This window comes from Gammaproteobacteria bacterium, assembly GCA_016716465.1.
In the GTDB taxonomy this organism is placed as follows: domain Bacteria; phylum Pseudomonadota; class Gammaproteobacteria; order SZUA-140; family SZUA-140; genus JADJWH01.
Window position 1 is genome coordinate 1,292,079 of record JADJWH010000001.1, and the last position, 12,847, is coordinate 1,304,925.

Here is a 12,847-nt window from a genome sequence, read left to right on the forward strand (position 1 = left end):
TATCATGAAGCGCCGCGGCGGGCACGAGCGGGCCCGCGCGCGTTCCAGCCGCGGAATGAGGGAGAAAAAATGATATATAATGTGCCATCCCCGCGGCACCGCACGGCTCCACATGACGTTGGATGGAGCGGGCCCGGCCTTCACCGCGTGAACGAGCAGGTATATCGAGTGGCGAAAAAACCCGAACGCAAACAGGACGAGACGCCGGATTTCGAACACTCCCTGCAGGAACTCGAGGCCATCGTCGCGCGCCTCGAACAGGGTGACCTCCCGCTGGAGGAATCCTTGCGCCAGTTCGAACGCGGGATCGCGCTGACCCGGGCCTGTCAGCAGTCCCTGAAGACGGCCGAACAGAAGGTGCAGATCCTGATCGAGGAAAATGGGAAAACCGATACCCGTGCATTCACCGACGAAACCGAAGACTGAACCCGCCGTCGCGCTCGACGGTTTCATGGAGCTGTCCCGCGCCCGGGTCGAGGCCGCACTCGACCGCTGGCTGCCGCCCGCGGAGGCGGAGCCGCGCGACCTCCACCGCGCGATGCGCTACGCGACACTCGCCGGCGGCAAATACGTGCGGCCGCTGCTGGTGTACGCCACCGGGCAGGCCTTCGGCGTGGCGCCGGAGCGGCTGGACGGCGCCGCCTGCGCCGTGGAGCTGATCCATGCCTACTCGCTGGTACACGACGACCTGCCCGCGATGGACAACGATCCGTTGCGGCGCGGTAAGCCGAGTTGCCACGTCGCCTTCGGCGAGGCCCCCGCCATCCTGACCGGCGACGCGCTGCAGGCGCTGGCCTTCCACATCCTAGCGGCGGACCCCGCACCCGGCATCGCCGCGGCGCAACGCCTGCGCATGATCGACACCCTCGCGCTGGCCGGCGGATCGCTCGGCATGGCGGGTGGCCAGGCCATCGACCTCGCCGCCGTGGGCCGCGCGCTCGGCCTTGCCGAACTGGAGGACATGCACGCGCGCAAGACCGGGGCACTGATCCGCGCCAGCGTACTGATGGGGGCGCTCGCCGCCGGCGATCTGCCGGCGGCGACGGTGGCCGCGCTGGGCGCGTACGCTCGTTGCATCGGCCTCACCTTCCAGATCCGCGACGACGTGCTCGACGCCGAGGGCGACACCACGACGCTGGGCAAGACCTCGGGCAGCGACCGCGACAACCACAAGCCGACCTACGCCACCCTGCTCGGCGTGGAGGCGGCGAAACGCCTGGCGGAGGAACTGCATCGCGAGGCGGTGGGACATCTGGAGGCGCTGGGCGCGCAGGCGGAGCTGCTGCGCGAGATCTCGGCCTATATCATCCGGCGCATCCATTAGCGGCGGAGAGCGGCGCATGGCGCTTGCATCACCCGGCCAAAGCACGCATTATTCCATACGTAGATCAAGGGTATAAGGACGGATGACGGACACGAAACCTGGCTTCCCGCTGCTGGAAGGCATCAATGATCCCTCCGAGCTGCGCCAGCTGCGACCGCAACAGCTGCGCCAGCTCAGCGACGAGCTGCGCGGGTTCATCATCCAGTCCGTCTCCCATACCGGCGGCCATCTGTCCTCCAGCCTAGGCACGGTGGAACTGACCGTCGCCCTGCATTACGTCTTCAACACGCCGTACGACTCGCTGGTCTGGGATGTCGGTCACCAGTCCTATGGGCACAAGATACTGACCGGCCGTCGCCGGGCGATGGCGACCCTGCGCAAGAAGGACGGTCTGTCCGGATTCCTGAAGCGCAGCGAAAGCCCCTACGACAGCTTCGGGGCGGGCCACTCCAGCACCTCGATCAGCGCGGCGCTCGGCATGGCGATCGCGGCGCAGCGCCGCGGCGAGGAGCGCAAGACGGTGGCGGTGATCGGCGACGGCGCCATGACCGCGGGCATGGCCTTCGAGGCACTCAGCCATGCCGGCAACACCGAGGCCGACCTGCTGGTGATCCTGAATGACAACGAGATGTCGATTTCACGCAACGTCGGCGGCATCTCGAATTACCTCGCCAGGCTGCTCTCCGGGCGCCTCTATTCCACCATGCGCGAAGGCAGCAAGAAGGTGCTCAGCGCGCTGCCGCCCCCGGTCTGGGAGCTGGCGCGGCGCGCCGAGGAGCACGTCAAGGGTATGGTGGTCCCGGGCACGCTGTTCGAGGAACTTGGCTTCAACTACATCGGCCCGATCGACGGACACGACATCGACACCCTGGTCGCGACACTGAAAAACCTCTACTCGCTGAAGGGACCGCAGTTCCTTCACGTGGTGACGCGCAAGGGCAAGGGCTACCATCCGGCGGAGGAGAACCCCTGCGCCTTCCACGGGGTCAATGCCTTCAACCCGGAGGACGGCCGCATGCTCGGCGCCGGCGGCGGCCGCCCGACCTACTCGCAGATCTTCGGCGAATGGCTGTGCGATACGGCCGCGGCCGACGCGGGGCTGGTTGCCATCACCCCGGCCATGAGTGACGGTTCGGGCATGAACGAGTTCGCCCGGCGCTTCCCGGCCCAGTTCATCGATGTCGGCATCGCCGAGCAGCACAGCGTGACGCTGGCCGGCGGACTGGCCTGCGGCGGCCTGAAACCCGTCGTCGCCATCTATTCGACCTTCCTGCAGCGCGCCTACGACCAGCTCATCCACGACGTCGCGCTGCAGAACCTGCCGGTGCTGTTCGCGATCGATCGCGCCGGGCTGGTCGGCCCGGACGGCCCGACCCACGCCGGCAGCTTCGACCTGAGCTTTCTGCGCTGCATACCGAACATGGTCGTCATGGCGCCGGCCGACGAGGACGAGTGCTACCAGATGCTGACCGCGGGCTATCACCATGACGGTCCCTGCGCGGTGCGCTATCCGCGCGGTACCGGTCCGGGACGCGCCGTGCGCAAGCCGGCCGCCGCCCTGCCGCTCGGCCGCGCCGAGCTGCGGCGCAAAGGCCGCCGCGTATCCCTGCTCGCCTTCGGCAGCATGGTGCAATCCGCCCTCGAGGCCGGCGAGACACTCGACGCCAGCGTCGTCAATATGCGCTTCGTCAAACCGCTGGACGAGAACATGGTGCTGCACCAGGCCACCACCCATGACCTGCTCGTGACGGTGGAGGAAAACGCCGTGCAGGGGGGCGCCGGCAGCGCCGTGAGCGAGTTTCTCGCCGCGCAGGGCATCGTATTGCCGGTGATCAACCTCGGGCTGCCCGACCTGTATGTGGAACACGGCGGCCGGGCCGAGCTCCTCGCCGAATGCGAGCTGGACACGCCGGGCATCCTGCGTACCGTGAATGCCTGGCTGGCAAGCCATCCTTGCCAAATCCTGCCGCTTGGCGTAAATTCCTACTAAATTAGTCAAGTATTCCGATGCAGTCACGTTATTTGTTGAAAGTGTCCACGGGCTTCGCCGCGGCCCACAGTCTGCGCGACTATCCGGGTGATTGCAGCCGCCTGCATGGACACAACTGGAAGGTCGACGTCGAGGTCGAGGCCACCGCGCTCAACAACGTGGGCATGGGCGTCGACTTCAAGGTCATCAAGCAGGCGGCGCGGGACCTCGCCGCCACGCTCGATCACCGCAACCTGAACGACATCCCGCCGTTCGACCGGATCAATCCGACGGCGGAGAACATCGCGGCCTTTTTCCATCGTGGGCTGTCCGAGGTACTGAACACCGACACCGTGCGCGTCGTCGCAGTCATGCTGTGGGAAACCGACAGCGCCGGGGTCCGCTACAGCGAGGTGAACGAACGATGAATCCGATCAATACCAGCGCCATCGCCGACGTCCAGGGCAGCCCGGATACGCGCAAGCTCCCCATCAACAAGGTGGGCATCAAGCACATCCGCCACCCGGTGCGGGTGCGCGACCGCAGCGGCGGCGAGCAGCACACCATCGCCACCTTCAATATGTACGTCGACCTGCCGCACAACTTCAAGGGCACGCACATGTCGCGTTTCGTGGAACTGCTGAATTCCCACGAGCGCGAGATCACCGTCGCCTCTTTCAAGGACATCCTGGCGCAGATGCGCGAGACGCTCAACGCCGCCTCCGCCCACATGGAGATGCGCTTTCCCTACTTCGTCAACAAGACCGCCCCGGTGTCCGGCGTGCAGAGCCTGCTCGACTACGACGTCACCCTGATCGGCGAGGCGTCGCCCGAGAAGTCGCAGATGACGGTGAAGGTCGTGGTGCCGGTCACCAGCCTGTGCCCGTGCTCGAAGGAAATCTCGCAATACGGCGCGCACAACCAGCGCTCCCACGTGACGGTCACCGCGCTCACCAAGGGCTTCGTCTGGATCGAGGACCTGATCGATATCGTCGAACAGGAGGCCTCGTGCGAAATCTATGGCCTGCTCAAGCGGCCGGACGAGAAGTTCGTCACCGAACGCGCCTACGACAACCCGAAATTCGTCGAGGACATGGTGCGCGACGTGGCCGCCCGCCTCAACGCCGACCGGCGCATCGAGGGTTACATCCTCGAGTCGGAGAATTTCGAGTCGATCCACAATCACTCCGCGTATGCCCTGATCGAAAAGGGCATGCATCCCTGCCCGTGACCCGGGGACCGGTTACGCCGCGGGGAACCGTGGCATGAAACCGGTCCTGGTCTTCCGCCACATCGCCTGCGAGGGCCCCGGATACCTGGGAGAGTTCCTCGCCGCGCGCGACATCCCCTTTCGCACGATCCGGATCGACATGGGGGAAACCGTGCCGGAGCGCATCGACGGGGTCGGCGGCCTGGTATTCATGGGCGGACCGATGAGCGTGAACGATCCGCTGCCCTGGGTCACGCAGGAACTCGAACTGATCCGACAGGCCGCGGCGGAAGGCATCCCGGTACTGGGCCATTGCCTCGGCGGGCAACTGATCGCGAAGGCGCTCGGCGCCGAAGTGGGCCGCAATCCGGTCAAGGAGATCGGCTGGCACGAGATCGTCAGGGTGGAATCGGCCGGCGACGCCGGCATCACGGAGCATCTGCCGGCGCGCTTCGAGGGCTACCACTGGCACGGCGAGACCTTCACGCTGCCGACTGGGGCCACGCTGCTGATGCGCAGCGCGCACTGTCGCCATCAGGCCTTCATCAAGGATCGGGCGCTGGCCTTGCAGTTCCATGTCGAGGTGACGGGCGCGATGGTCAGGGAGTGGTGCGCGGAATACCGCGCCGAACTCGCGCAATGCGCGGGCCAGCCCGCGGTGCAGGGCACGGCGCAGATGACGGAACGGCTGGAGGAGCGCATCGCCGGGCTGCAGCGCGTCGCCGATTCCCTGTACGACTACTGGCTGAATGTAAAATAGGGGACGGACTTAAGTCCGTCCCCGAACAAAGCCAAGGGACAGATTTCAAATCTGTCCCCGTAATTATCGAAGCCGTGCCCGTAACCGGCCTACGACCCCACCCGCGCAATCAGCTGCAAGATCAGCAGCGCGTACACCCCCGCCAGCACGTCGTCCAGCATGATGCCCAGCCCGCCGTGCACGCGGCGATCGATCCCGCGGATCGGCCACGGCTTCCAGATGTCGAACAGGCGAAACAGCGCGAAACCCGTTACGATCGCCCAGGCCCCTGACGGGGCCAGCGTCATCGTGACCAGGAACCCGACCACCTCATCGAACACGATCGCCGGATGATCGTGCACGCCGAGCGCACGCGCGGTGACGCGACACACGACGACGCCGGCGAGGAAGAGCACGGTGAGCGCGGCAAGATATCCCGCCAACGGGAGCTGCGCGAGCAGCAGATAGAGCGGAACCCCCAGCAGCGTGCCGAAGGTGCCCGGGGCGAACGGCACGGCGCCCAGACCGAAGCCCAGCGCCGGCCAGTGCAGCGGGTTCTTCAATACCCGCATCGGGAGCGGCGGCGCCTTCATCGGTCGCCGGCGCCGAAATGATCGTAACCGCCTCGCGGCGGCCGGTAGGCGGTACCCTCCGCCAGCCTGAGCCGCAGGCCCGCCTGCGCCTCGACGACCCCGATGCACGTGCAGGGAATTCCCGAGGTCATGAGTTCTTCCAGCCGGGGCGCGGCCGCGGGCGGGGCCGTGAAACAGAGCTCGTAGTCGTCGCCCGACCCGAGCGCCAGATCCGCCCACGCCTTTCCAGGCGTCAGTCCGCGCAAGGCGGGATGATTCGCGGCCTCCATGGCCGCCAGTGTAGCGCGGAACTCCGGCGACAGCGGCAGGTGATCGAGATCGAGCGTCGCCCCGACGCCGCTCGCCTGCAGGATATGACCCAGATCGGCATACAGTCCGTCGGAGACGTCGATCGCCGCGTGCACCAGACCGCGCAGGCGTAGCGCTTCGTTCACGCGCGGCGCCGGGCGATCGAGCCGCTGACGAAGATACACGGTCCCGGCGTCGCGGCCGTGCCCTTCGCCCGCGAGCAGCAGGCCGAGTCCGGCATCGCCCAGGGTCCCCGTGAGGTAGATCCGGTCACCCGGCCGGGCGCCGTCGCGGCGGAAGGCGGCCCCCGGCGGTACGAAGCCCAGCACCTGCACGCTGATGGTGAGCGGTCCGCGCGTGGTGTCGCCGCCGATCAGCGCGACATCGTGGGCGCGCGCCAATGCGAAGAATCCGTGCGCGAAGTCCGCCAGCCAGCGTTCGTCCGGCCGCGGCAGCGTGAGCGCGAGCATGGCCCAGGCGGGTTGCGCGCCCATCGCCGCCAGGTCACTCAGATTCACCGCCAGCGCCTTGTGACCGATCGACTCCGCGTCGGTGTCGAGGGGAAAATGGACGCCGGCAACCAGAGTATCGATCGCGGCCGCGAGCTCCATCCCGGCCGGCGGTCGCAACAGCGCGGCGTCGTCGCCGATGCCGAGGACGACGTCGGAACGCCCGGCGCCGGGACGCGCGAAATGGCGCGCGATCAGATCGAACTCCGAGGAACTCACAGGGATCTCCCTCCCCGCCTGCGCGGCACTGGAAGAGCGTGCCGGATCACTTGGACGCGGAACCGCTGCCGCCGGCGGCGGGCATCTCCCCGGCGCGCAGACGGGCGGCGAGCCGGTCCAGGATGCCGTTGACGTATTTATGTCCGTGATGGGCGCCGAACATCTTGGCCAGCTCCACGGCCTCGTTGATCACGACGCGAAACGGGATCTCGGGATGATAGCGCAGCTCGCCGGCTCCGAGGCGCAGGATGGCCAGTTCGACCGGATCCACCTCCTGGAGCGGACGGTCGAGCAGCGGCGCAAGCAGTTCGTCCAGTGGATCGACGTGGGCTAGGATCTCCGCCAGCACCTCGTCGAAGTAGGCGCGTTCGATCTCGCCCTCGCCCTCGTCGATAAAGAACTGCGCGTCGAGGCCGCCGGCATCGCGTCCGGTCAACTGCCACTGGTACAGGGCCTGGACGATACAGCGCCTGGCCCGGCTGCGCGCGCTGTTCATGCGATTTCCCTTCAAGTAAATCGAGTCGGCCGAATCAGCCGCTCAGCTTGCGCAGCAGGCTGACCATCTCGAGCGCGGTGAGCGCCGCGTCGGCGCCCTTGTTGCCGGCCTTGGTGCCGGCGCGCTCGATGGCCTGCTCGATCGTGTCGACGGTCAGGACGCCGAAGGTCACCGGCAGATCGCAGCTCAGCGCCACCTCGGCCAGTCCGCGCGCGCAGCCGCCCGCCACGTAGTCGAAATGGGCGGTACCGCCGCGAATCACCGCGCCGAGGGCGATCACCGCATCGTAGCGCCGCGACGCGGCGAGCCGCTTGGCGACCAGCGGAAGCTCGAAGGCCCCGGGCACCTGCACGACCTCGATCGACTTGTCCTCCACGCCGTGGCGGCGCAGGACGTCGAGCGCGCCGCGCAGGAGTGAATCGACGATGAAGCCGTTGAACCGGGACGCGACGATGGCGAAGCGGGCCGTCGTCGCGGAATAGTCGCCTTCTATGGTGCGTATGTCCGTCATCTCGTTTCCGTTCAGGCAGAATGTGCCGCTAGTGTAACCGATGCGCCCGGCGCTCAGCCATTCCCGGGCACATACTCGACGATCTCGAGCCCGAACCCGGACAGGCCCAGCAGGCGCTTGGGCGAACCCATCACGCGCATCCTCCGCACGCCGAGGTCGGCGAGGATCTGGGCGCCGATGCCGAAGGTGCGCAGTTCCGAGCTGATCGGCGGCTTGGGCAGCTCGATCCCCTTGTCGTGCAGCTGATGGTCCATGATGCGCCGCAACAGGCCCTGCGCGTCCTCGCCGCCGCGCAGCAGCACGACAACGCCGCCGGCCGGCTCACGCGCCACGCGCTCCAGCGCCTCGCGCAGGCTCCAGCTCGTCTCATGGAAGGTGGTGCCGAGCATGTCGCACAGCCGGTCTTCCATGTGGACGCGCACCAGCACCGGTTCCTCGGGACGGATCACCCCGCGGATCAGCGCCAGATGCAGCTGGTCATCGGCCGCGTCGTGATAGGCCTTGAGCCTGAAGTCGCCGTGGATCGTCGGCAGCGCGCACTCCGCGACCGGCTCCACCGTCTGCTCATGCTGCATGCGATGGTGAATGAGATCGGCCACGGTGCCGATCCTGAGGCCGTGCTCACGCGCGAATTGCATCAGCTGCGGGCGCCGCGCCATGCCGCCGTCCTCGTCGAGGATCTCGACGATCACCGCCGCCGGTTCGAAGCCGGCCAGGCGCGCCAGATCGCACCCGGCCTCGGTATGCCCGGCGCGGGCAAGCACGCCGCCCGGCTGCGCCATCAGCGGGAAGATGTGGCCCGGCTGTACGAGATCGGACGGCCGGGCCTCGGGCGCGACCGCGGCCCGGATCGTGGTCGCGCGATCGGCCGCCGAGATCCCGGTCGTCACTCCGCGCGCCGCTTCTATCGAGAGGGTGAAATTGGTCAGATGCTTCGCATAGGTATCGCTCACCATCAGCGGCAGGCGCAGTTGCTCGCAGCGCTCGCGCGTGAGGGTCAGGCAGATCAGACCGCGGCCGTAGCGGGCCATGAAGTTGACGTCCTCCGGGCGCACGCAGGCGGCGGCCATGACCAGGTCGCCCTCGTTTTCGCGCTCCTCGTCGTCCATCAGGACGATCATGCGCCCGCGCCGCAGATCCTCCACCAGCTCCGGCGTGGAATTGAAATGGGTCTCGTCGTCGCGCGACGCAGCGATCTCCACGACGGCATCTTGTTCCATAAAATCGCCCAGGCTAGACATCTCTGACAAATCCATGCTGATCGAGAAATTCACGCGTGATGCCCGCCGCCGGCGCCACGCGTCCCGCCAGCAGGCTCTCGATGTAACGCGCCACCAGATCGACCTCGAGGTTCACGCGCGTGCCGCGGCGATAGGTCCCGATGACCGTCTGTTCCAGGGTGTGGGGAATCACATTGACCTCGAACTGCGCCCCCGCCACCGCGTTGATCGTCAGGCTGACGCCATCGACGCAGATCGAACCCTTCTCGGCCAGATAACGCGCGAGTCCGCCCGGCGCCTCGAAGCGCAGCCGGCGCGAGCGGCCCGCCTCGTCCAGGTCGACGAGCCGGCCGATGCCGTCGACATGACCACTGACCAGATGTCCGCCGAGCCGGGTGGTCGGCAGCAAGGCGAGCTCGAGATTCACCGGGTCGCCCGTGTGCAGATCGGACAGCGTGGTGCGGGCAAGCGTCTCGAGCGAGACATCGGCGGAAAACGCGTTGCCGCCGGGTTCGAGCGCGGTCAGACAGACGCCGTTGACCGCGACGCTGTCACCGGCGCGCAGATCCCCCAGGTCGATTTCGGCGCCACTGATGCGCAGGCGCATATCCGCGCCGCGCCGCTCCAGCGCGAGCAACGCACCCCGACCCAGTACGATACCGGTAAACATGTCTCAGGCACCTCCGGCTGAGGGATGCGGTCGCGCGGTGATGCGCCAGTCGTCACCCACGGCGCGCGCATCCGTGATCACCAGCGGCACGGCCTGCGCGAGCGTCAGGGCATCCTGCAGGTCGAACAGCGCGCGGCCGCGGTCACCCAGCAGTTTCGGGGCAATATAGAGCACCATTTCGTCGATCAAGCCTGCCTGCAACATGGCGCCGCTCAGGGTCGCGCCAGCTTCCAATAGTACCTCATTGACCTGACGCTGCGCCAAACCGGCCAGCAGCGCGCGCAGGTCCACGCGTCCGCCCGGACCGGGAAAGCGATCGTATTCGATCGAATCTCCAGAGGACGCCGCCCCACGCGGGCCCGGCGCATCCGCGGTGGCGATCAGTACCGGTCCGGGAACGGCCAGCAGCCGCGCGCCCGCCGGCATCCTGCCGTGGCTGTCGACGACGATGCGCAGCGGCCGGGGGATCGACGCCGGATCGACATGGCGCGCGAGTTCGCCGAGGTCCAGCTCATCCGGTCGCAGCGTCAGCCTGGGGTCGTCGGCGAGCACGGTGCCGATACCGGTCACGATCGCGCAACTCTGCGCCCGCAGGCGCTGCACATCGCGCCGCGCGGCGGCGCCGGTGATCCACTGGCTGCGCCCGTCCGCCGCCGCCGTGCGTCCGTCCAGCGTCAGCGCCAGTTTCGCGCGCACGTAGGGCCGGCCCGCGCGGTGGCGCGTGATGAAACCGGGATTCAGGGCCTCGGCCTCGGCGCCCATCAACCCGCTCTCCACCTCGACCCCGGCCTCACGCAGGCGCCGGATCCCGGCACCCGCCACTCGCGGATTCGGATCCGTCATCGCGGCGACCACGCGCCGCACCCCCGCCGCGATCAGCGCCTCGGTGCACGGCGGCGTACGGCCGTGATGGCAACACGGCTCGAGCGTGACATAGGCAACGGCGCCGTGCGCACGCGCGCCGGCCTGCGCGAGCGCGGCCACCTCGGCATGCGGTCCGCCGGCACGCTCGTGCCATCCCGCGCCCACGATCTCGCCGTCGCGCGCGAGCACACAGCCCACGCGCGGATTGGGCCGGGTGGTATACCAGCCGCGGCGCGCCAGCCGCAGGGCCAGCGCCATCATTTCGTGATCCTGACGATCGTTCACGGGGACCGGGGCCGCCGTCACGACAGCCTCCGGCTGCGGCGCGGCCATTCAGGCGTCTTCATCCGGCGTGAGCAGCGAATACTGCCTTTTCTTGAGCTCCGAGGAGGCGTCGCTCTGCAAGCGCTCGATCTCTTCGCGAAACGCGTTGACGTCCTGGAAACGGCGATAGACCGAGGCGAAGCGGACGTAGGCCACCTCGTCGAGGTCGCGCAGTTCGTTCATCACCCACTCGCCCAGCTCGCGCGCGCGTATCTCGCGTTCACCCGAGACATGCAGCCGATGCTTGATGTGATTGATGGCGGATTCGATGGCTTCGATGTCCACCGGACGCTTCTCCAGGGCGCGCAACATGCCGCGCCGCAGCTTCTCCTCGTTGAAGGGCTCCCGCGTCCCATCGTGCTTGACGATGTGGGGAAAGACGAGTTCAGCGCTCTCGAAGGTCGTGAAACGTTCCGTGCAGCTGACGCATTCGCGCCGCCGGCGGATGGAGGCACCCTCGTTCGCGAGGCGGGAATCGATCACCCGGGTATCGACAGCGCCGCAGAATGGGCATCGCATAGGGGTCAGCCGTTACTCACGTACGCCCGCGAATGAACTCCGCCGGCGCGAGCACTAACTCTCAGGATCCATACACCGGATAACGCCGGCAGACGTCCAGTACCTGGCCGCGCACCCGGTCGATCACACCCGCATCGCCCGGACGGTCGAGAATATCGCAGATCCAGTCCGCGAGCGCGCGCACCTCGGCCTCCTTAAAGCCGCGCGTGGTGACCGCGGGGGTGCCGATACGGATGCCGCTGGTGACGAAGGGGGAACGCGGATCGTTCGGCACGCTGTTCTTGTTGACCGTGATGTTGGCCGCGCCGAGGGCCGCGTCGGCGTCCTTGCCGGTGATGTCCTTGTCGATCAGGTCGACCAGGAACAGGTGGTTGTCGGTGCCGCCGGACACGATCTTGTAGCCGCGCTCCTGCATGCGTGCCGCCATTGCGCGCGCGTTGGCGAGCACCTGCCGCTGGTAGACGCCGAACTCGGGCTCCAGCGCCTCCTTGAAGGCCACCGCCTTGGCCGCGATGACGTGCATCAGCGGACCACCCTGCGTACCGGGAAACACCATCGAATTGAGCTTCTTCTCGATCTCCTCGTTGGCGCGTGCCATGATCAGGCCGCCGCGCGGTCCGCGCAGGGTCTTGTGGGTGGTCGAGGTGGTGATGTCGGCGATCTGCACCGGGCTCGGGTAGCAGCCGGCGGCGATCAGGCCCGCGACATGCGCGATGTCGACGAACAACCAGGCGCCGACCTCGTCCGCGATGGCGCGGAAACGCTGCCAGTCGATCACGCGCGAATAGGCGCTGAAACCGGCGACCACCATCTTCGGTTTGTGTTCGCGCGCCAGCGCCTCGACCTGGGCGTAATCGATCTCGCCCGTCGCCGGATCAAGTCCGTAGCCGATGGCATGGAAGATCTTGCCGGAGAAATTCACCTTCGCGCCGTGGGTCAGATGCCCGCCATGCGCCAGGCTCATGCCGAGGATCGTGTCTCCCGGCTGCAGCAGCGCGAGATAGACCGCCGCATTGGCCTGCGAACCCGAATGCGGCTGGACGTTGGCGTATGCGGCCCCGAACAACTGCTTGGCGCGCTCGATGGCGAGTTGTTCCGCGATATCGACATACTCGCAGCCGCCATAGTAACGCTTGCCGGGATAGCCTTCCGCGTACTTGTTGGTCAATACCGACCCCTGGGCCTGCAGTACGCGCGGGCTTGCGTAGTTTTCCGACGCGATGAGTTCGATATGCTCCTCCTGGCGCCTCGCCTCGCCCTGGATGGCATCCCACAGATCGTTGTCGAAACCGGCAATTTGCATCTTCGCTGCGAACATCTCACACCTTATATGGCAGTTGGACGTGGACTGGCCCGGGAAAATGGCTAAGGATACATGATATCGGAGTCAAT

The 12,847-nt window shown here is 67.2% G+C and carries 15 protein-coding genes; 6 read left to right on the forward strand and 9 right to left on the reverse strand.

Translation table 11 applies throughout. The features are described from left to right. The first annotated feature begins 69 nt into the window (after positions 1-69). The 6 genes from xseB (at position 70) to IPM20_06230 (ending at position 5,263) form a co-directional block, all read left to right on the forward strand. Positions 70-426 (forward strand): exodeoxyribonuclease VII small subunit, encoded by a 357-nt coding sequence (xseB, locus tag IPM20_06205; protein ID MBK9131216.1) that lies wholly within the window; start codon positions 70-72, stop codon positions 424-426. 25 nt (positions 427-451) lie between these two features. Beyond that, positions 452-1,324 (forward strand): polyprenyl synthetase family protein, encoded by an 873-nt coding sequence (locus IPM20_06210; GenBank protein MBK9131217.1) that lies wholly within the window; start codon positions 452-454, stop codon positions 1,322-1,324. Between the two features lie 82 nt (positions 1,325-1,406). Further along, positions 1,407-3,314 (forward strand): 1-deoxy-D-xylulose-5-phosphate synthase, encoded by a 1,908-nt coding sequence (gene dxs / locus IPM20_06215; protein ID MBK9131218.1) that lies wholly within the window; start codon positions 1,407-1,409, stop codon positions 3,312-3,314. A 17-nt stretch (positions 3,315-3,331) separates the two neighbouring features. After that, positions 3,332-3,721 (forward strand): 6-carboxytetrahydropterin synthase QueD, encoded by a 390-nt coding sequence (gene queD, locus IPM20_06220; protein MBK9131219.1) that lies wholly within the window; start codon positions 3,332-3,334, stop codon positions 3,719-3,721. Then, a complete protein-coding gene (locus IPM20_06225; GenBank protein ID MBK9131220.1) occupies positions 3,718-4,524 on the forward strand; it encodes a GTP cyclohydrolase I FolE2 in 807 nt (268 codons plus the stop codon). The genes queD and IPM20_06225 overlap by 4 nt, the downstream gene beginning before the upstream one ends. A gap of 34 nt (positions 4,525-4,558) precedes the next feature. Next, positions 4,559-5,263, forward strand: a complete 705-nt coding sequence (locus IPM20_06230) for a type 1 glutamine amidotransferase (GenBank protein MBK9131221.1) — start codon at positions 4,559-4,561, stop codon at positions 5,261-5,263. A gap of 89 nt (positions 5,264-5,352) precedes the next feature. Here the strand turns inward: IPM20_06230 and IPM20_06235 are convergent, their stop codons facing one another. The 9 genes from IPM20_06235 to IPM20_06275 form a co-directional block, all read right to left on the reverse strand. Further along, a complete protein-coding gene (locus IPM20_06235) occupies positions 5,353-5,814 on the reverse strand; it encodes a phosphatidylglycerophosphatase A (GenBank protein MBK9131222.1) in 462 nt (153 codons plus the stop codon). 17 nt (positions 5,815-5,831) lie between these two features. Further along, on the reverse strand, positions 5,832-6,851 hold the full coding sequence (gene thiL, locus IPM20_06240) for a thiamine-phosphate kinase (GenBank protein MBK9131223.1): 1,020 nt from the start codon (positions 6,849-6,851) through the stop codon (positions 5,832-5,834). A 46-nt stretch (positions 6,852-6,897) separates the two neighbouring features. Further along, positions 6,898-7,347 carry a transcription antitermination factor NusB gene (gene nusB / locus IPM20_06245; protein ID MBK9131224.1) on the reverse strand — a complete coding sequence of 150 codons (450 nt, stop codon included), beginning with the start codon at positions 7,345-7,347 and terminating at the stop codon, positions 6,898-6,900. Positions 7,348-7,381: 34 nt separating this feature from the next. Further along, positions 7,382-7,858 (reverse strand): 6,7-dimethyl-8-ribityllumazine synthase, encoded by a 477-nt coding sequence (gene ribE, locus IPM20_06250; protein MBK9131225.1) that lies wholly within the window; start codon positions 7,856-7,858, stop codon positions 7,382-7,384. Positions 7,859-7,911: 53 nt separating this feature from the next. Continuing rightward, a complete protein-coding gene (gene ribB / locus IPM20_06255; GenBank protein ID MBK9131226.1) occupies positions 7,912-9,078 on the reverse strand; it encodes a 3,4-dihydroxy-2-butanone-4-phosphate synthase in 1,167 nt (388 codons plus the stop codon). 13 nt (positions 9,079-9,091) lie between these two features. After that, positions 9,092-9,748 (reverse strand): riboflavin synthase, encoded by a 657-nt coding sequence (locus tag IPM20_06260; protein ID MBK9131227.1) that lies wholly within the window; start codon positions 9,746-9,748, stop codon positions 9,092-9,094. A 3-nt stretch (positions 9,749-9,751) separates the two neighbouring features. Next, entirely contained in the window at positions 9,752-10,945 is a 1,194-nt protein-coding gene (gene ribD, locus IPM20_06265; GenBank protein ID MBK9131228.1) for a bifunctional diaminohydroxyphosphoribosylaminopyrimidine deaminase/5-amino-6-(5-phosphoribosylamino)uracil reductase RibD, read from the reverse strand. Next, complete coding sequence (gene nrdR, locus IPM20_06270; protein ID MBK9131229.1) at positions 10,946-11,455, reverse strand: transcriptional regulator NrdR; 510 nt, start codon at positions 11,453-11,455, stop codon at positions 10,946-10,948. It abuts the gene before it with no gap. Positions 11,456-11,516: 61 nt separating this feature from the next. Next, positions 11,517-12,773, reverse strand: a complete 1,257-nt coding sequence (locus tag IPM20_06275) for a serine hydroxymethyltransferase (protein ID MBK9131230.1) — start codon at positions 12,771-12,773, stop codon at positions 11,517-11,519. Positions 12,774-12,847 lie beyond the last annotated feature (74 nt).

What these genes read in the sequence shown, in the direction of transcription:
- IPM20_06210 (MBK9131217.1), top strand. Translation starts at nt 452, where the DNA reads ATGGAGCTGTCCCGCGCCCGGGTCGAGGCCGCACTCGACCGCTGGCTG.
- queD (MBK9131219.1), top strand. Translation starts at nt 3,332, where the DNA reads ATGCAGTCACGTTATTTGTTGAAAGTGTCCACGGGCTTCGCCGCGGCC.
- ribE (MBK9131225.1), bottom strand. Translation starts at nt 7,858, where the DNA reads ATGACGGACATACGCACCATAGAAGGCGACTATTCCGCGACGACGGCC.
- ribB (MBK9131226.1), bottom strand. Translation starts at nt 9,078, where the DNA reads ATGGAACAAGATGCCGTCGTGGAGATCGCTGCGTCGCGCGACGACGAG.
- IPM20_06260 (MBK9131227.1), bottom strand. Translation starts at nt 9,748, where the DNA reads ATGTTTACCGGTATCGTACTGGGTCGGGGTGCGTTGCTCGCGCTGGAG.
- dxs (MBK9131218.1), top strand. Translation starts at nt 1,407, where the DNA reads ATGACGGACACGAAACCTGGCTTCCCGCTGCTGGAAGGCATCAATGAT.
- IPM20_06275 (MBK9131230.1), bottom strand. Translation starts at nt 12,773, where the DNA reads ATGTTCGCAGCGAAGATGCAAATTGCCGGTTTCGACAACGATCTGTGG.
- nrdR (MBK9131229.1), bottom strand. Translation starts at nt 11,455, where the DNA reads ATGCGATGCCCATTCTGCGGCGCTGTCGATACCCGGGTGATCGATTCC.
- nusB (MBK9131224.1), bottom strand. Translation starts at nt 7,347, where the DNA reads ATGAACAGCGCGCGCAGCCGGGCCAGGCGCTGTATCGTCCAGGCCCTG.
- ribD (MBK9131228.1), bottom strand. Translation starts at nt 10,945, where the DNA reads ATGGCCGCGCCGCAGCCGGAGGCTGTCGTGACGGCGGCCCCGGTCCCC.
- xseB (MBK9131216.1), top strand. Translation starts at nt 70, where the DNA reads ATGATATATAATGTGCCATCCCCGCGGCACCGCACGGCTCCACATGAC.
- IPM20_06225 (MBK9131220.1), top strand. Translation starts at nt 3,718, where the DNA reads ATGAATCCGATCAATACCAGCGCCATCGCCGACGTCCAGGGCAGCCCG.
- IPM20_06230 (MBK9131221.1), top strand. Translation starts at nt 4,559, where the DNA reads ATGAAACCGGTCCTGGTCTTCCGCCACATCGCCTGCGAGGGCCCCGGA.
- IPM20_06235 (MBK9131222.1), bottom strand. Translation starts at nt 5,814, where the DNA reads ATGCGGGTATTGAAGAACCCGCTGCACTGGCCGGCGCTGGGCTTCGGT.